This is a genomic window from Streptomyces sp. NPDC047085, assembly GCF_040643735.1.
In the GTDB taxonomy this organism is placed as follows: Bacteria; Actinomycetota; Actinomycetes; order Streptomycetales; family Streptomycetaceae; genus Streptomyces.
Map to the genome: position 1 here is coordinate 83,326 of NZ_JBEYUW010000001.1, position 17,335 is coordinate 100,660.

General features: G+C 72.4%; 13 protein-coding genes. 8 read left to right on the top strand and 5 right to left on the bottom strand.

The features are described from left to right. Positions 1-41: 41 nt before the first annotated feature. On the top strand, positions 42-1,586 hold the full coding sequence (locus ABZ865_RS00305; RefSeq protein WP_361221874.1) for a 3' terminal RNA ribose 2'-O-methyltransferase Hen1: 1,545 nt from the start codon (positions 42-44) through the stop codon (positions 1,584-1,586). Continuing rightward, positions 1,583-4,126 carry a polynucleotide kinase-phosphatase gene (locus ABZ865_RS00310; RefSeq protein ID WP_361221876.1) on the top strand — a complete coding sequence of 848 codons (2,544 nt, stop codon included), beginning with the start codon at positions 1,583-1,585 and terminating at the stop codon, positions 4,124-4,126. Before ABZ865_RS00305 ends, ABZ865_RS00310 begins: the two co-directional genes overlap by 4 nt. Positions 4,127-4,198: 72 nt before the next feature. Here ABZ865_RS00310 and ABZ865_RS00315 read toward each other — a convergent pair whose 3' ends face one another. Both ABZ865_RS00315 and ABZ865_RS00320 read right to left on the bottom strand, forming a co-directional pair. Continuing rightward, the gene (locus ABZ865_RS00315) at positions 4,199-5,086 is read right to left on the bottom strand and encodes a hypothetical protein (RefSeq protein WP_361221878.1); all 888 of its coding nucleotides are present in this window, start codon (positions 5,084-5,086) and stop codon (positions 4,199-4,201) included. Continuing rightward, positions 5,083-6,261, bottom strand: a complete 1,179-nt coding sequence (locus tag ABZ865_RS00320; protein ID WP_361221880.1) for an SPFH domain-containing protein — start codon at positions 6,259-6,261, stop codon at positions 5,083-5,085. Before ABZ865_RS00320 ends, ABZ865_RS00315 begins: the two co-directional genes overlap by 4 nt. Before the next feature lie 144 nt (positions 6,262-6,405). Here ABZ865_RS00320 and ABZ865_RS00325 point away from each other — a divergent pair, with 144 nt between their 5' ends. From ABZ865_RS00325 to ABZ865_RS00335, 3 genes are all read left to right on the top strand, one after another. After that, positions 6,406-7,629: an arginine deiminase gene (locus ABZ865_RS00325; protein ID WP_361221882.1), complete on the top strand. Its 1,224-nt coding sequence runs from the start codon at positions 6,406-6,408 to the stop codon at positions 7,627-7,629. Positions 7,630-7,821: 192 nt separating this feature from the next. Next, complete coding sequence (gene argF, locus ABZ865_RS00330; RefSeq protein ID WP_361221884.1) at positions 7,822-8,850, top strand: ornithine carbamoyltransferase; 1,029 nt, start codon at positions 7,822-7,824, stop codon at positions 8,848-8,850. Between the two features lie 119 nt (positions 8,851-8,969). Beyond that, the gene (locus ABZ865_RS00335) at positions 8,970-10,421 is read left to right on the top strand and encodes an amino acid permease (protein WP_361221886.1); all 1,452 of its coding nucleotides are present in this window, start codon (positions 8,970-8,972) and stop codon (positions 10,419-10,421) included. On the opposite strand, the gene ABZ865_RS00340 is transcribed toward ABZ865_RS00335, so the two are convergent. After that, positions 10,381-10,833, bottom strand: a complete 453-nt coding sequence (locus ABZ865_RS00340) for an ATP-binding protein (protein ID WP_361221888.1) — start codon at positions 10,831-10,833, stop codon at positions 10,381-10,383. The genes ABZ865_RS00335 and ABZ865_RS00340 overlap by 41 nt on opposite strands. A 305-nt stretch (positions 10,834-11,138) precedes the next feature. Here ABZ865_RS00340 and ABZ865_RS00345 point away from each other — a divergent pair, with 305 nt between their 5' ends. From ABZ865_RS00345 to ABZ865_RS00355, 3 genes are all read left to right on the top strand, one after another. Beyond that, the gene (locus ABZ865_RS00345) at positions 11,139-11,966 is read left to right on the top strand and encodes an enoyl-CoA hydratase family protein (RefSeq protein WP_361221890.1); all 828 of its coding nucleotides are present in this window, start codon (positions 11,139-11,141) and stop codon (positions 11,964-11,966) included. Positions 11,967-11,969: 3 nt separating this feature from the next. Then, positions 11,970-14,273 carry a bifunctional salicylyl-CoA 5-hydroxylase/oxidoreductase gene (locus ABZ865_RS00350; RefSeq protein WP_361221892.1) on the top strand — a complete coding sequence of 768 codons (2,304 nt, stop codon included), beginning with the start codon at positions 11,970-11,972 and terminating at the stop codon, positions 14,271-14,273. Between the two features lie 89 nt (positions 14,274-14,362). Continuing rightward, a complete protein-coding gene (locus ABZ865_RS00355) occupies positions 14,363-14,767 on the top strand; it encodes a hypothetical protein (RefSeq protein WP_361221894.1) in 405 nt (134 codons plus the stop codon). 20 nt (positions 14,768-14,787) lie between these two features. Here ABZ865_RS00355 and ABZ865_RS00360 read toward each other — a convergent pair whose 3' ends face one another. Continuing rightward, on the bottom strand, positions 14,788-15,603 hold the full coding sequence (locus tag ABZ865_RS00360) for a PaaX family transcriptional regulator C-terminal domain-containing protein (RefSeq protein ID WP_361221896.1): 816 nt from the start codon (positions 15,601-15,603) through the stop codon (positions 14,788-14,790). Between the two features lie 15 nt (positions 15,604-15,618). Beyond that, a complete protein-coding gene (locus ABZ865_RS00365; protein ID WP_361221898.1) occupies positions 15,619-17,211 on the bottom strand; it encodes an AMP-binding protein in 1,593 nt (530 codons plus the stop codon). Between the last annotated feature and the right edge of the window lie 124 nt (positions 17,212-17,335).

The following is a 17,335-nucleotide window of genomic DNA, read 5'->3' on the forward strand; positions in this document are numbered from 1 at the left end:
ACCGGTGGTCACGCGGCCCCGATACCGGAAGACTCGGACATGTGTTCCTGACGATATCCACGAGCGGCACCGCCGCCCTCCCCGCCACCGACCTCGGGTTCCTGCTGCACAAGCACCCCGACAAGGCGCAGAAGTTCTCGACCTCCTACGGCACCGCGCACGTCTTCTATCCGGAGGCGGACGTCCAGCGCTGCACGGCGGCGCTGCTGCTGGAGGTCGACGCGGTCGCGCTGGTGCGGCGGGGCAAGGGCAAGGGCCGTGGTGGAGCGCCGGACGCGGCGCTTGCGCAGTACGTGAACGACCGGCCGTACGCCGCGTCCTCGCTGCTCGCGGTCGCGCTGAGCGCCGTGTTCTCCAGCGCCCTGCGGGGCGTGTGCAACGCCCGCCCGGAGCGGGCCGCCGCCCCGCTGCCGCTGCGCGTCGAGGTGCCGGCGCTGCCCGCCCGCGGCGGCCCCGACCTCGTACGACGGCTCTTCGAACCGCTCGGCTGGGCGGTGACCGCCGAGCCCGTCGCCCTCGACACCGCGTTCCCGGAGTGGGGCGACTCGCGGTACGTCCGTCTCGTGCTGGAGTCCGAGACGCTGACCCTCGCCGAGGCGCTGCGCCACCTGTACGTCCTGCTGCCCGTGCTGGACGACGCCAAGCACTACTGGGTCGCCTCCGACGAGGTCGACAAGCTGCTGCGGACCGGCGAGGGCTGGCTGCCCGGCCACCCGGAGCAGAAGCTGATCACCAGCCGCTACCTCTCCCGCCGCTGGTCGCTGACCCGGCAGGCGATGGAGCGCCTGGAGCTGGTGCGGCTGGCCGAGGCCGACGACAGCGAGGTCGAGGACATCGACAACGCGGTCGAGGACGAGACCGGGACGGAGGCCGACACGGAGACCGGGGACGGGACGGAGACCGGGGAGGGGCCAGGGGCCGAGGCCGGGGAGGAGACGGCGGCCGGGGAGCGGTCCGTGCCGCTCGCCGTGCAGCGCCGGGAGGCGATCCTCGCCGCCCTGCGTGCGTCCGGTGCCGCCCGGGTCCTGGATCTCGGCTGCGGGCAGGGGCAGCTGGTGCAGGCGCTGCTCAAGGACGTGCGGTTCACCGAAATCGTCGGTGTCGACGTGTCCGTGCGGGCCCTCACCATCGCCGCGCGCCGGCTCCGGCTGGACCGCATGGGGGAGCGGCAGGCGTCCCGGGTCAAGCTCTTCCAGGGCTCGCTCGCCTACACCGACCACCGCCTCAAGGGCTACGACGCCGCCGTGCTCAGCGAGGTCATCGAGCACCTCGACCTGCCCCGGCTGCCCGCCCTGGAGTACGCCGTGTTCGGCTCGGCCCGCCCCCGCACGGTCCTCGTGACCACCCCGAACGTCGAGTACAACGTCCGCTGGGAGACCCTGCCCGCCGGACACGCCCGGCACGGCGACCACCGCTTCGAGTGGACCCGCGAGGAGTTCCGTGCGTGGGCGGAGGCCGTGGCCGGACGGCACGGGTACGGCGTGGAGTTCGTACCCGTCGGGCCGGACGACCCCGAGGTCGGGCCGCCCACCCAGATGGCCGTGTTCCACCGCGACGACACCGAGAAGGAGGCGAAGGCGGCATGACCGAGACACAGGACAAGGGACGGGTCCTCCCCGTCACCGACCTCTCCCTCGTCGTCCTCGTCGGCGCCTCCGGCTCCGGCAAGTCCACGTTCGCCCGGCGCCACTTCAAGCCCACCGAGGTGATCTCCTCCGACTTCTGCCGCGGCCTCGTCTCCGACGACGAGAACGACCAGAGCGCCACCCGGGACGCCTTCGACGTGCTGCACTACATCGCCGGCAAGCGGCTGGCCGCCGGCCGCCGTACCGTCGTCGACGCGACCAGCGTGCAGCAGGACAGCCGGCGGCAGCTCATCGAGCTTGCCAAGAAGTACGACGTGCTGCCCATCGCCATCGTCCTCGACGTGCCCGAGGAGGTGTGCGCCCAGCGCAACGCGGCCCGCACCGACCGCGCCGACATGCCCCGCCGGGTCATCCAGCGGCACATCCGCGAACTCCGCCGCTCCCTCAGGCACCTGGAGCGCGAGGGCTTCCGCAAGGTGCATGTGCTGCGCGGCGTGGAGGAGGTCGAGAACGCCACCGTCGTCACCGAGAAGCGCTTCAACGACCTGACCCACCTCACCGGCCCCTTCGACATCATCGGCGACATCCACGGCTGCTCGGCCGAACTGGAGGCGCTGCTCACCAAGTTGGGGTACGTCGACGGCACGCACCCCGACGGCCGTACCGCCGTGTTCGTCGGTGACCTGGTCGACCGCGGCCCGGACACCCCGGGCGTGCTGCGCCGCGTGATGTCCATGGTCGGGTCGGGCGACGCGCTGTGCGTGCCGGGCAACCACGAGAACAAGTACGGCCGGTACCTCAAGGGCCGCAACGTCCAGCACACCCACGGGCTCGCCGAGACCATCACGCAGATGGAGGGCGAGAGCGAGGAGTTCAAGGCCGAGGTCCGGCGGTTCCTGGACGGGCTGGTCAGCCACTACGTCCTCGACGGCGGCAAGCTCGTCGTCTGCCACGCGGGCCTGCCCGAGAAGTACCACGGCCGCACCTCCGGCCGGGTGCGCTCGCACGCCCTGTACGGCGACACCACCGGCGAGACCGACGAGTTCGGGCTGCCCGTGCGCTACCCGTGGGCCGAGGAGTACCGGGGCCGCGCGGCCGTCGTCTACGGCCACACCCCGGTCCCGCATGCCACCTGGCTCAACAACACGATCTGTCTGGACACCGGCGCCGTCTTCGGCGGCAAGCTGACCGCGCTGCGCTGGCCGGAGCGCGAGCTGGTCGACGTACCGGCCGAGAAGGTCTGGTACGAGCCGGCCAAGCCGCTGCACAGCGAGGCCCCCGGCGGCCACGAGGGGAGGCCGCTGGACCTGGCGGACGTGCACGGCCGCAGGGTCGTGGAGACCCGGCACGCGGGCCGGGTCGCGGTCCGCGAGGAGAACGCGGCCGCCGCCCTGGAGGTCATGAGCCGCTTCGCCGTCGACCCGCGCCTGCTGCCGTACCTGCCGCCGACCATGGCACCGACGGCGACCTCGCAGGTCGACGGCTACCTGGAGCATCCCGAGGAGGCCTTCGCACAGTACGCGGCGGACGGCGTCGCGCGGGTCGTGTGCGAGGAGAAGCACATGGGCTCGCGGGCCGTGGCCCTCGTATGCCGGGACGCGGAGGCGGCGCGTGAGCGGTTCGGCGTGGAGGGTCCGACCGGCTCGCTCTACACCCGCACCGGCCGGCCCTTCTTCGACGACCAGAAGGTGACCGAGGAGATCCTCGGCCGCCTGCGCTCGGCCGTCGGGGCAGCGGGCCTCTGGGAGGAACTCGACACCGACTGGCTCCTGCTGGACGCCGAGCTGATGCCGTGGTCGCTGAAGGCCTCGGGACTGCTGCGCAGCCAGTACGCGGCCGTGGGCGCCGCCTCCGGGGCGGTGTTCCCGGGCGCGCTCGCCGCCCTGGAGGCCGCCGCGGCCCGCGGTTCCGACGTGGACGGACTGCTGTCCCGGCAGCGGGAACGCGCCGCCGACGCGGCCGCGTTCACCGAGGCCTACCGCCGCTACTGCTGGACCACCGACGGACTGGGCGGCGTACGCCTGGCCCCCTTCCAGCTCCTGGCCGTGCGCGGACGCAGCCTCGCCGCGCTGCCGCACGACGAGCAACTGGCCCTGATCGACCGGCTGGTGGAGCAGGACGGCACCGGACTGCTGGGGACCACCCGGCGGCTGTACGTCGACACCGGCGACCCCGAGTCGGTGCGGGCCGGCGTGGACTGGTGGCTGGAGATGACCGGCCGGGGCGGTGAGGGCATGGTCGTCAAGCCGCTCGGCGCGCTGGTGCGCACCGAGCAGGGGCGGCTGGTGCAGCCCGGCATCAAGTGCCGGGGCCGCGAGTACCTGCGGATCATCTACGGTCCCGAGTACACCCGGCCGGACAACCTCGCCCGGCTGCGGCAGCGGTTCCTGAACCACAAGCGGTCGCTGGCGATCCGCGAGTACGCCCTGGGCCTGGAGGCCCTGGACCGGCTCGCGGACGGGGAGCCGCTGTGGCGGGTGCACGAGGCCGTGTTCGGCGTCCTCGCGCTGGAGTCCGAGCCGGTGGACCCGCGCCTGTAGGCCGCCGCACCCTTCGCGGCAGGGTGAGCGGGTTGCCGTCCGCCGTGCCGCACCGGATCACCGTGCGCCGGGTCAGCAGACCAGCCGCAGTCGCTGCCCGCACACCCCGACCCGGACCGTCTGCCCCCAGGTGAGCTGCAGTGCGTCGCCCTCGATGCCGTCGCCGAAGGCGATCAGCCGGTCGGACTCCACGGTGACCGTCAGCCGGGCCGAGGCGTCGAGGTCGCCCGCCACCAGACTCGTACCGGTGGCCGGTGACGGCCAGGCCTCGCGGACGAACCACACCAGCCGCTCCTCGGTGGGCGAGGGCAGCGGGAGCCGGCTGCCCCGCTCCTGCCACACCGAGCGCAGCCAGCCGGTCGCGCCGGTGCCGGTCCCGACCAGCACCCCGGAGGAGGCCTGGGCCTCGACGGCACCCCCGTCGTCGAGGCCCAGGCGGTAGCGGGCGGTCTGGTGGCCCGGTGTGCCGAGGTAGATCTCGTTGAGCGCCACCAGCCGCTGGGTGTCGTCGGCGACGGCCTCGACCATGGTGAGTTCGTCCATCGCGCCGCCCGTCGCCGACAGGAGCTTCGCGGCGTCCTGGGGGCGGTGCCGTACCAGGACGCCGGGGTTGCGGCCCGGGTCGGTGTCGATGCCGATCACAGGCTGCCCGGCCAGGTACTTGGCGACGTTCGCCACCAGCCCGTCCTGCCCGACCACCACGACCACGTCCTCCGAGGCGAACAGGAAGCGGTCCAGGTCGGCCCGCTCGACGAGCGACTGACGCCAGGTCAGCGGGATGGCGGCGGTCACCTCCGCCAGTGCGCGGCGGGCGCCGCGATGGCGCTCGGCGACCTCCTCGATGTCCCGGCCCCGGGAGGCGAGGAAGAAGGCGGCCTGGCCGTGCGTGCCGTGCCGGGCCACCAGCTCCTCGTACTCCGTGGTGCGATGGACCAGGACGGCCCGCGGTGCGAGGCTCACTCCGCGCTCCCCGGGGACAGCCTGGTGAGCAGTCCGGTCAGCACGTCCGGGGAGACGGTGACGCTGTCGATGCGCGGCAGGTTCTCGGCCAGCCGGGTCGCGGTGAGCGCCCGCAGGGTCGTCGTCCCGTCGATCCCGGCCTCCGCGTGCACCCGCAGCCAGGCCGCCTGGGCCCGTGCCCGCGCCTCGCCGACCTCGCGGGCGCCCTCGGCCTCCGCCCGGGCGACCCGCTCGGCCCGGGCGGCCTCGGCCTCGGCGAGCTTCATGGTGCGCGCCGCCTCCGCCTCGGTGAGCTTCAGGGTCCGGGCCGCCTCGGCCTCCGCGAGCCGGACCGACCGCGCCGCTTCCGCCTCCGCGAGCTTGACCGACCGTGCGGCCTCCGCCTCCGCCAGCTTCACCGACCGGGCCGCCTCCGCCTGGGCGCGCACCGCGTCCGCGGCCGCCTGCTCCTCGGCCTCGCGGCGGGCGTTGGTGCCCCGCTGCTCGACCAACTGCTCCTCGCGCCGGGCGAGTTCGATCCGGCTGGCCAGCTCGTTCTCCGCGATGGCGCGTTCCCGCTCGACCGCCACGGCCCGCCGCTCGTAGGTCGCCCGGTCGGCCTCCTGCTGGATCTGCTCCCGGGCCGGCGTGCGCAGCGCCCGCTCCACCTCCGGCTCCGGACGCAGCGCCATCACGCGGACGGCGACGACCTCGATGCCGGTGGCCGGCAGCCGGGGCTCGGCGCCGAGGTCGGCCGCGACCCGCTCGCGGACCGCCGCCACCCCGTCGACCAGGGCCGCCGACAGCGGCGTACGGGCGAGGACGTCCAGCGCGTGCTGCTGGGCGGTCTCGGTGAGCAGCGTGCCCAATTGTTCCAGCGGGGTGCCGCGCCAGGCGCCGGTGTCCGGGTCGATCGAGAAGTCCAGGCGGGCGGCGGCGACGGCCGGGTCGGCGATCCGGTAGGTGACCGTCGCCTGCACGGCCACGTCCTGGAAGTCGGAGGTGCGGGCGTGGAAGGTCATAGCCAGCTCCCGGTCGTCCACCGGCACCTCGGACAGCGCGGCGGTCAGCGGCCGGAACCAGAAGCTGAGCCCGGGGCCGTCGTGCACCAGCGTGCCGGAACGGTGGTGCCGGATGTGCGCCGTGGGCGCGCCGCGCAGATGGCGCAGGCCGAGGCGCCGGGTGATGTCGGCCATGAAACCCCCTCGCTGAGACCCCTCAATTTTCGTCACAACGACGATAATCGCCCCACCCGATTCTCGTCAACAGGACGAAAAATGGAGGCGGCGGAAACGGCCGAGAAGCGCGTGAAGGCGGGCGGCGATGGCCAGGATGGAGGCATGGCATACCACGTCGATTCCGAGGCCGGGCGGCTGCGCCGCGTGATCCTGCACCGGCCCGACCTCGAGCTCAAAAGGCTCACCCCCAGCAACAAGGACGCCCTTCTGTTCGACGACGTGCTGTGGGTGCGCCGAGCGCGCGCCGAGCACGACGGGTTCGCGGACGTCCTGCGCGACCGCGGGGTCGCCGTCCACCTGTTCGGCGACCTGCTCACCGAGACCCTGGCGATCCCCGAGGCCCGCACCCTGGTCCTGGACCGGGTCTTCGACGAGAAGGAGTACGGCCCCCTCGCCACCGACCATCTGCGCGCCGCCTTCGACGGGATGCCCCCGGGCGACCTGGCCGAGGCGCTGGTCGGCGGCATGACCAAGCGGGAGTTCCTGGGCGCCCACGAGGAGCCGACCTCCGTCCGCTTCCACGCCATGGAACTGGACGACTTCCTGCTCCGCCCGCTGCCCAACCACCTCTTCACCCGCGACACCTCGGCGTGGATCTACGACGGCGTCTCCATCAACGCCATGCGCTGGCCCGCCCGGCAGCGGGAGACCGTGCACTTCGAGGCGATCTACCGGCACCATCCGCTGTTCCGTGAGGAAACGTTCCACGTCTGGTCGCGCGGCCAGGCCGACTACCCCTCCACCATCGAGGGCGGCGACGTCCTGGTGATCGGCAACGGCGCCGTCCTCATCGGCATGAGCGAGCGCACCACCCCGCAGGCCGTGGAGATGCTCGCGTACAAGCTGTTCGCGGCCGGCTCCGCGCAGACCATCGTGGCGCTGGACATGCCCAAGCGGCGCGCCTTCATGCACTTGGACACCGTGATGACCATGGTTGACGGAGACACCTTCACCCAGTACGCCGGACTCGGCATGCTGCGCTCGTACACCATCGAGCCCGGGGTCGGCGAGCGGGAGCTGAAGGTCACCGACCATCCGCCGGAGCACATGCACCGGGCGATCGCCGCGGCCCTGGGTCTCGGCGAGATCCGGGTGCTGACCGCCACCCAGGACGTGCACGCGGCCGAGCGCGAGCAGTGGGACGACGGCTGCAACGTGCTCGCCGTCGAACCCGGGGTCGTCGTCGCCTACGAGCGGAACTCCACCACCAACACGCATCTGCGCAAGCAGGGCATCGAGGTGATCGAGATCCCGGGCAGCGAGCTGGGGCGGGGGCGGGGCGGGCCGCGCTGCATGAGCTGTCCCGTGGAGCGTGACCCCGTGTGAGCCCGTGAAGGCGTGACCCGGCGTAATCCCGTGAAAGCGTGACCTTGTGTGAGCCCGGGGCGCGTGACCCGGCGTGAGCGGGGGCACGAAGGGGGTGTGAGGGGGGTCCACTGGATAAGACGCCTGAATAGACATGCTGAAGTTCGTATAGAATTCCACGGTCTCGTGCACCCGTACCTCTGGAGCGCCCCCATGGCGACAGTCCCGACCGCCCTCGCCGGCCGCCACTTCCTCAAGGAGCTGGACTTCACCGGGGACGAGTTCCGCGGTCTGGTCGAGCTGGCCGCGGAGCTGAAGGCGGCGAAGAAGGCCGGGACCGAGCCGCAGTACCTTCGCGGCAGGAACATCGCGCTGGTCTTCGAGAAGACCTCGACGCGCACCCGCTGCGCGTTCGAGGTCGCCGCCGCCGACCAGGGCGCCCACACGACCTACCTCGACCCGTCCGGCTCGCAGATCGGGCACAAGGAGTCCGTGAAGGACACGGCCCGCGTCCTCGGCCGGATGTTCGACGCCATCGAGTACCGGGGACACGGCCAGGGCGTGGTCGAGGAGCTGGCCCGGTACGCCGGGGTGCCCGTCTACAACGGCCTCACCGACGAGTGGCACCCCACCCAGATGCTCGCCGACGTGCTCACCATGACCGAGCACAGCGACCTGCCCCTCGACGAGATCGCCTACGCCTACCTCGGCGACGCCCGCTACAACATGGGCAACTCCTACCTCGTCACGGGCGCCCTGCTCGGCATGGACGTCCGGATCGTCGCGCCCCGGGTGCTGTGGCCGGACGCGACGATCGTCGAGGTCGCCCAGCAGCTCGCCGCCGCGTCCGGCGCCCGGATCACGCTCACCGACGACGTGAAGGAGGGCGTGCGCGGCGCCGACTTCATCGCCACCGACGTCTGGGTGTCGATGGGCGAGCCCAAGGAGGTCTGGGACGAGCGCATCGCGCTGCTCGGCCCGTACGCCGTGACCATGGACGTGCTGCGCGCCACCGGCAAGCCCGACGTGAAGTTCCTGCACTGCCTGCCGGCCTTCCACGACCTCGGCACCGCCGTCGGCCGCGAGATCCACGAACGCCACGGACTCACCGAGCTGGAAGTCACCGACGAGGTCTTCGAGTCCGAGCACTCCGTCGTCTTCGACGAGGCCGAGAACCGGATGCACACCATCAAGGCGATCCTCGTGGCCACCCTGGCGGGTGCGTCACACAGCGTTTCCTGACCCACCTCACCAGGCCTTATCCTGACCGGCGGCCCCGGCCCACCCCTGCCACGGCCGCCGCGGCGATCGACCAATGATCGCGCCCGCACCACGCACCACCAGAAACGAGCACCACCCGCATGCCCGCTCCCCGCATCAAGTCCCCGCACCTGCTCGTCGCCGAATCCGGCGCCGACCGCGAGGGACACGGCCTGAAGCGCACCATGGGCCTCTTCCAACTCATCTGCTTCGGCGTCGGTGCCATCGTCGGCACCGGCATCTTCGTCGGCCTCTCCGACTCCGTCGCCCAGGCCGGACCCGCCGTGGTCGTCTCCTTCGTCCTCGCGGCGATCACCTGCGTCTTCACCGCCTTCTCCTTCGCCGAGCTGGGCGGCGCGATCCCGGTCTCCGGCTCCTCGTACTCCTTCGCCTACGCCGGCCTCGGCGAGTCCACCGCCTTCCTGGTCGGCTGGTGCCTGCTGCTGGAGTACGGCATCTCCATCTCGGCGGTCGCCGTCGGCTGGAGCCAGTACGTCAACGAACTCCTGCACAGCCTCACCGGCTGGCAGCTCCCGGCCGCGCTGTCCGCCGGCCCCGGCGACGGCGGCATCGCGAACCTGCCCGCCGTGATCGTCATCGCCATGGCCTCCGTGCTGCTGGTGCGCGGAGTGCGCGAGAGCGCCCGGGCGACGGCCGCCATGGCCGCCGTGAAGCTCGTCATCCTGCTGGCCTTCTGCGCCATCGGCTACAGCGCCTTCAAGGACGGCAACCTCACCCCGTTCTCCCCGGCCGGCCTCGGCGGCATCGGCGCGGGCACCACGGCCGCGTTCTTCTCCTACATCGGCTTCGACGCGATCACCACGGCCGGCGAGGAGGCCAAGAACCCGCGCCGGGACATCCCGGTCGCGATCATGGTCTGCATGGGCCTGGTCACCCTGCTCTACTGCGCGGTCGCGGTCGCCGCGATCGGCGCCATCGGCGGCGACCAGGTCGCCGGCCGCCCCGCCGCGCTGTCGTACGTGGTCAACGAGGTCACCGGCTCCACCGTCGGCGGTGGTGTCGTCGCCTTCGGGGCGGTCGTCGCCATCGCGTCCGTCGTCCTCGCCGTGATGTACGGCCAGACCCGCATCCTGATGTCGATGTCCCGGGACGGCCTGATCCCGCGCGTCTTCGAGAAGGTCTCCCCGCGCACCTCCACCCCGGTGGCCGGCACGCTCATCGTCGCCGTCGTCTTCGCGGTCCCGGCGGCCTTCGCCTCGCTCGACGCCGTGATGAACCTGTGCACCATCGGCACGCTCGCGATCATGGCCGTGGTCAACATCGTGGTGATCGCCCTGCGCCGCCGCGAGCCGGGCCTCACCCGCAGCTTCCGGGTGCCGCTGTACCCGGTGGGCCCGCTGCTCGGCGTGGGCTTCTGCCTGTACCTGATGTACGAGACCGGCTGGCAGACCTGGATCCAGTTCGCCGTGTTCCTCGCGGTGGGCCTGCTCGTCTACGTCGCCTACGGGCGCCGGCACTCCACGCTGGCCCGGCCGGCGGCCCCGGCCGAGGTCACCTCGGACGCCGCTGAGCGGGAATCACAGGCAGTCTGAACCACACCGCCTTGCCCGACGAGGTGGGGCGGTGACCGCAGGACGAGCTGAGGGCGCGGATCAACAGGAGACCGCGCCCTCCTTCCTGCCAGGGGTCGGGCTCCTCGATCACCGGCCGGGTGAGATGGCCGGGCGGCGCCGGGTCCGGGTCGTGCACCTCGACCTGGCAGCCGGTCGGCAGCAGCTCCACCACCAGCTCGATCGGGCCGCGCCCGGCGGTGTGCTCCACCGCGTTGGCCACCAGTTCCGCCGTGAGCAGCTCCGCCGTGTCGCAGTCGGTCGTGTGCTCCACCTCGGCGAGGGCCTCGCGCACCAGAGCGCGCGCGGCCGGCACCGCCGCGGCGGTGTGCGGCAGCGCGATACGCCAGGAGGCCGATTCGGTGGGGCGTTCGTGCAAGGCGAGTCCGTTCATGGAGCAGGCTGTCCTGCTTTCGACTGTAGGAATGGTACGGGTCCGGCCATAGCGATCTTCGGCGGGCACCGCCCGGGACTTTCGCCCCGGTACCGGGCGCTCTACCCGGCCGAACGCCCCGCCTCGCACGGCCGCGCCCACTGTTACGGCGCTGTCGCCGACCGGTGACCTGGGCGAGGTGACCCGGCCGGTCGGGTGACACGCACCCAGGCGCCGTGTTGCGCGCTCATGACGACAGTCACAAAGAGGTGATAACTTCGAGGGGTAGCGCAACGTGAGGCACGCCCCCTAGGAGGCCGCACGTCATGAGTCCCTTCACCGGCTCCGCCGCCCGCACCCCCGACTGGGAGCACCTGCGGGTCCAGCGCGCCGACGGCATCGCCACCGTCACCCTCGCCCGCCCCGACAAGCTCAACGCGCTCACCTTCGGCGCCTACGCCGACCTGCGCGACCTGCTCGCCGAGCTGTCCCGGGAACGCTCCGTGCGGGCCCTGGTGCTGACCGGCGAGGGGCGCGGCTTCTGCTCCGGCGGCGACGTGGACGAGATCATCGGCGCCACACTGTCCATGGACACCGCCCAGCTGCTCGACTTCAACCGCATGACCGGCCAGGTGGTACGGGCGATCCGGGAGTGCCCCTTCCCGGTGATCGCCGCCGTCCACGGCGTGGCGGCCGGCGCCGGTGCCGTCCTCGCCCTCGCGGCCGACTTCCGCGTCGCGGACCCCTCGGCCCGCTTCGCCTTCCTCTTCACCCGCGTCGGCCTGTCCGGCGGCGACATGGGCGCGGCCTACCTCCTGCCCCGCGTCGTCGGCCTCGGCCACGCCACCCGCCTCCTCATGCTCGGCGACCCGGTCCGCGCCCCCGAGGCGGAACGCATCGGCCTGATCAGCGAGCTGACCGAAGAGGGCCGAGCCGACGAGGCGGCCCTCACCCTCGCCCGCCGCCTGGCCGACGGCCCGGCACTGGCATACGCCCAGACGAAGGCCCTCCTGACCGCCGAACTGGACATGCCCCTGGCGGCATCGGTGGAACTGGACGCCTCCACCCAGGCCCTCCTGATGAACGGCGAGGACTACGCGGAGTTCCACGCGGCGTTCACCGAGAAGCGCCCCCCGAAGTGGAGGGGGAGGTAGTCGATGCAGCGCATCGCCATCCTCGGCGGCGGCCCCGGCGGACTCTACGCCGCCGCGCTCCTGAAGCGCCTCGACCCGACCCGCGACATCACCGTCTGGGAACGCAACGCCCCCGACGAGACCTTCGGCTTCGGAGTCGTCCTCTCCGACGAAACCCTGGGCGGCATCGAACACGCCGACCCCGTCGTCTACGCAGCCCTCCAACAAGACTTCACCCGCTGGGACGACATCGACATCGCCCACCGAGGCACCCGGCACACCTCCGGAGGACACGGCTTCGCCGCACTGGGCAGGCGCCGTCTCCTGGAGATCCTGCACGACCGCTGCCGCACCCTCGGCGTGGACCTCCGCTTCCGCACCGCGGCACCCGACCCCAACCACCTTTCGGCGACCCACGACCTCGTCATCGCCGCCGACGGAGTCAAGAGCACCACCCGCGAGACCTACGCCCATGTGTTCCGGCCCCATGTGGCCACCCACCACTGCCGCTACATCTGGCTGGCCGCCGACTTCGCCTTCGACGCCTTCCGTTTCGAGATCGCCGAGACCGAGCACGGCGTGATGCAGCTGCACGGCTACCCCTACGCGGCCGACGCCTCCACCGTGATCGTCGAGATGCGCGAGGAGGTCTGGCGGGCGGCGGGCTTCGACGAGGCCGACCCGCAGGAGTCCATCGACCGCTGCGCCAAGATCTTCGCGGAAGCGCTCCGCGGCCGCCCCCTGCGCTCCAACAACTCCACCTGGACCACCTTCCGCACGGTGGTCAACGAGCACTGGTCGCACGGCAACGTCGTCCTCCTCGGCGACGCCGCCCACACCGCCCACTTCTCCATCGGCTCCGGCACCAAGCTCGCCGTGGAGGACGCGCTGGCGCTGGCGGCCTGCCTGGAGGAACATCCCGACGTGCCCCAGGCGCTCGCGGCGTACGAGGAGGAACGCAAGGCCGTCGTCGCCTCCACGCAGCGCGCCGCCCGGGCCAGCCTGGAGTGGTTCGAGAACCTGCGGCTGTATCTCGACCAGCCGCCCCGCCAGTTCGCGTTCAACCTGCTCACCCGCAGCCGTCGCGTCACCCACGACAACCTGCGGCTGCGTGACGCCCACTTCACCGAGGCCGTGGAGCGCGAGTTCGGCTGCCCGCCCGGGACGCCCCCGATGTTCACGCCGTTCCGGCTGCGCGGACTGACCCTACGCAACCGGGTCGTCGTCTCGCCCATGGACATGTACTCGGCCACCGACGGCGTCCCCGGCGACTTCCACCTCGTCCACCTCGGCGCCCGCGCCCTCGGCGGGGCCGGTCTGGTGATGACCGAGATGGTGTGCGTGAGCGAGGAGGGCCGGATCACCCCCGGCTGCGCGGGCCTCTACACCGGCCGGCAAGGTGAGGCGTGGAAGCGGATCACCGACTTCGTGCACACCCAGACCCCCGGCACCGCGATCGGAGTGCAGCTCGGGCACTCCGGCCGCAAGGGCTCCACCAGGCTGATGTGGGAGGGCATGGACGAGCCGCTGCCCGACGGCAACTGGCCGCTCGTGGCCGCCTCCCCGCTGCCGTACAAGCCGGACAGTCAGACCCCGCGCCAGCTCTCGCGGGCTCAACTGACCGACATCCGCGAGCAGTTCACGGCCGCCGCCTGGCGGGCCGCCCGGGCCGGCTTCGACCTGCTCGAACTGCACTGCGCCCACGGCTACCTGCTGTCCGGCTTCCTCTCCCCGCTCACCAACCAGCGCACCGACGCCTACGGCGGCTCGCTGGAGAAGCGGCTGAGGTTCCCGCTGGAGGTCTTCGACGCCGTACGCGCGGTGTGGCCGGGCGAGCGGCCGATGACCGTACGCATCTCGGCCACGGACTGGGCCGAGGGCGGCACCACCGCCGAGGACGCCGTGGAGATCGCCCGCGCCTTCGCCGCGCACGGCGCCGACGCGATCGACGTCTCCACCGGGCAGGTGGTGGCCGAGGAGCGGCCGGAGTTCGGGCGGTCGTACCAGACGCCGTTCGCCGACCGCATCCGGAACTCGGTCCGCGTCCCGGTGATCGCGGTCGGCGCGATCTCCTCGTGGGACGACGTCAACTCCCTGATCCTGGCCGGGCGTACGGACCTGTGCGCGCTGGCCCGGCCGCACCTGTACGACCCGCACTGGACCCTGCACGCGGCCGCCGAGCAGGGCTACGAGGGACCCGGGGTCGTCTGGCCCGCGCCCTACCGGGCGGGCAGCCGGCGCCCGCAGACCGGGCGCACGGACGCCCCCAAGCCGCGGCTGTCCCTCGGTTCGGTCACACCCCTTCCACGCGATTCGCACGGTTCCTGAACCGGCCTGTTATCCGCGCCTGTCTAGGTTCTTTCGAGCCACGTGGAAGACCCGGAAGACCCGGAAGACCGACAGGGATCGAGACCGATATGAGTGACACCAGGCCGCTGCCCGACCACCCCGGATACGGCTACGGCCACACTCCGGACCCGGGCCCCCACTACCCCGGGCCCCCGGCGCAGCCCGCCGCGCCCGTCCGGCAGCGCCGCCCCGACGGTTCGGGCACCCGGCGTGCCGCGCTGGTCATCCACACCGTCGCGGACGTCGCGGCGGCGTTCCTGGGCCTGTGGATCCTGCTGTACATGCTGGAGGCCAACCAGGGGAACGTCTTCGTGCGGTTCGTGGGAGACATGGCCGACGCGCTCGCCTGGTGGTCGCAGGACATCTTCACGATGGACACGGAGAACCTCCGGGTCCTGCTCAACTACGGTCTGCCCGCGGTGATCTACCTCGCGGTCGGACACGGCATCGCCCTGCGGCTGCGCCGCTTCTGAGGCACGCCCAACACCCCCGCTCAGTCCACCCCGACGAACTCCGCTCCCGCGTCCCGCAGCCGTGCGTGCAGCCCGCGGAACACCTCCCGCGAGCGCACGCCCGGCCAGTTCGCGGGCAGCAGGTGGGCGGGCAGGCCCGGGTCGGTGTAGGGCAGGTGGCGCCAGGAGTCCAGGGCGAGGAGGTAGTCGCGGTAGGCGTCCTCGGGCGGGGTGCCCGTGCGGTGCTCCCAGGTGTGCAGGACCGGGGCGTGGACGTCCAGGAAGCGCTCGTGCTCCTTGGCGATCGCCGCGAGATCCCACCAACGGGTGACGGCCTCGGCGGTCGGGGTGAAGCCGAGGTGGTCACCCCGGAAGAAGTCCACGTACGGGTCGAGGCCCAGCCGGGACAGGGTGTGCCGGGTCTCGTCGTACAGCCGCGCCGGGGCGATCCACACCCCGGGGGCCGCCGTGCCGAAGCCCAGGCCCGCCAGCCGGGAGCGCAGCACGTGCCGCTTCTGCCGCTCCGACTCGGGCACCGAGAACACCGCGAGCACCCAGCCCTCGTCCTCGGGCGGGGTGGTCGCGTAGATGCGGCGGTCGCCGTCGTCCAGCAACTGCCGTGCCTCGGGGGAGAGTTCGTACCCGGCGGCGCCCTGGGCCGTGCGGGCGGGCAGCAGCAGCCCGCGGCGTTTGAGTCGGGACACCGAGGAGCGCACCGAGGGCGCGTCCACCCCGACCGCGGCCAACAGCCGGATCAGCTCGGCGACGGGCACCGGGCCCGGCACGAAGCGGCCGTACGCGCCGTAGAGCGTGACGATGAGGGACCTGGGGGCGTGCTGCTCGGACACGTTGATCATTTTAGGTCGTCGGCATCACTGCCGGTCGCCCTCGGTGCGCAGCCGGAACCGCTGCAACTTCCCGGTGGCGGTGCGCGGGAGGGCGTCGAGGAAGATGAATTCGCGCGGGCACTTGTAGGGGGCCAGCTCGGACGTGAGGAACGTGCGCAGCGCATCGGGGTCGCGCCGCGCCCCGGCGCGCAGCACGGTGTACGCCACCACGACCTGGCCCCGGGCCTCGTCGGGCCGGCCGACGACGGCCGTCTCGACCACGTCCGGGTGACGCAGCAGCGCGTCCTCCACCTCGGGTCCGGCGATGTTGTACCCGGCCGAGATGATCATGTCGTCGGCGCGGGCCACATAGCGGAAGTAGCCGTCGCCGTCGCGGATGTAGGTGTCCCCGGTGACGTTCCAGCCGCCGCGCACGTACTCCCGCTGCCGGGGGTCGGCGAGGTAGCGGCAGCCGACCGGGCCGCGCACCGCCAGCAGCCCCGGCTCGCCGTCGGGCACGGGGATGCCGTGCGCGTCCTGCACGCGCGCCTGCCAGCCCGGCACGGGGACGCCCGTCGTGCCCGGTCTGATCGCCTCGTCGGCCGCCGAGATGAAGATGTGCAGCAGCTCGGTGGCGCCGATGCCGTTGATGATGCGCAGGCCGGTGCGCTCGTGCCAGGCCTGCCAGGTGGCCGCGGGAAGGTTCTCGCCGGCCGACACACAGCGCCGCAGGGACGAGACGTCGTGCCCGTCCAGTTCGTCGAGCATCGCGCGGTAGGCGGTCGGCGCGGTGAACAGGACCGAGACCCGGTGCTCGGCGATCGCGGGCAGCAGCTGCCGGGGGCCGGCCTGTTCCAGCAGCAGGGTGCTGGCGCCCGCCCGCATCGGGAAGATCACCAGTCCGCCCAGGCCGAAGGTGAAGCCCAGCGGCGGACTGCCGGTGAACACGTCGTCCCCGTGGGGGCGCAGCACATGGCGGGAGAAGGTGTCGGCGACGGCCAGCACGTCCCGGTGGACGTGCATGCACCCTTTCGGGCGGCCCGTGGTGCCGGAGGTGAACGCGATCAGGGCGACGTCGTCGGCGGCGGTGTCGACGGCCGGGAACGGCGTGTCCGGCGCGGGGCGGCGCAGCAGGTCGTCGGGGCCGTCACCGCCGTACGTCGTGATGCGCAGGCCCGGCACGTCGGCCTTCGCCAGGTCGTCCACGGCGCGGATGTCGCACAGCGCGTGTCCGACCCGGGCGATCTCGCACATGGTCGCCAGCTCGTGCGGGCGCTGCTGGGCCAGCACGGTGACCGCGACCGCGCCCGCCTTCAGCACCGCCAGCCAGCAGGCGGCCAGCCAGGGCGTGGTGGGGCCGCGCAGCAGCACCCGGTTGCCGGGCACCACGCCCAGCTCGCCCGTGAGGACATGGGCGATGCGGTCGACCCGGGCGCGCAGCTCGCCGTACGTCCACACGGGGCCGTCCGGGGTACGGAAGACGGGGCGGTCCGGATCGGCGTGGGCGAGGAGTTCGGCGGCGCAGTTCAGCCGTGCGGGGTAACGCAGCTCCGGCAGATCGAACCGCAGCTCGGGCCACTCGTCCGGCGGGGGCAGGTGGTCGCGCGCGAAGGTGTCGAGGTGGGCCGAGTCGTGCATGGCGGTTCGCCCCCTTGCCGTAGACAAGCGTGGAGACGGGCGTCCTGGTGGGCACGGGCGTCCTGGCTCGCAACGAGCCGTGCTGGGCTGAACCTGAGCGTATCGTGTTGGTGACGGCAGTCAA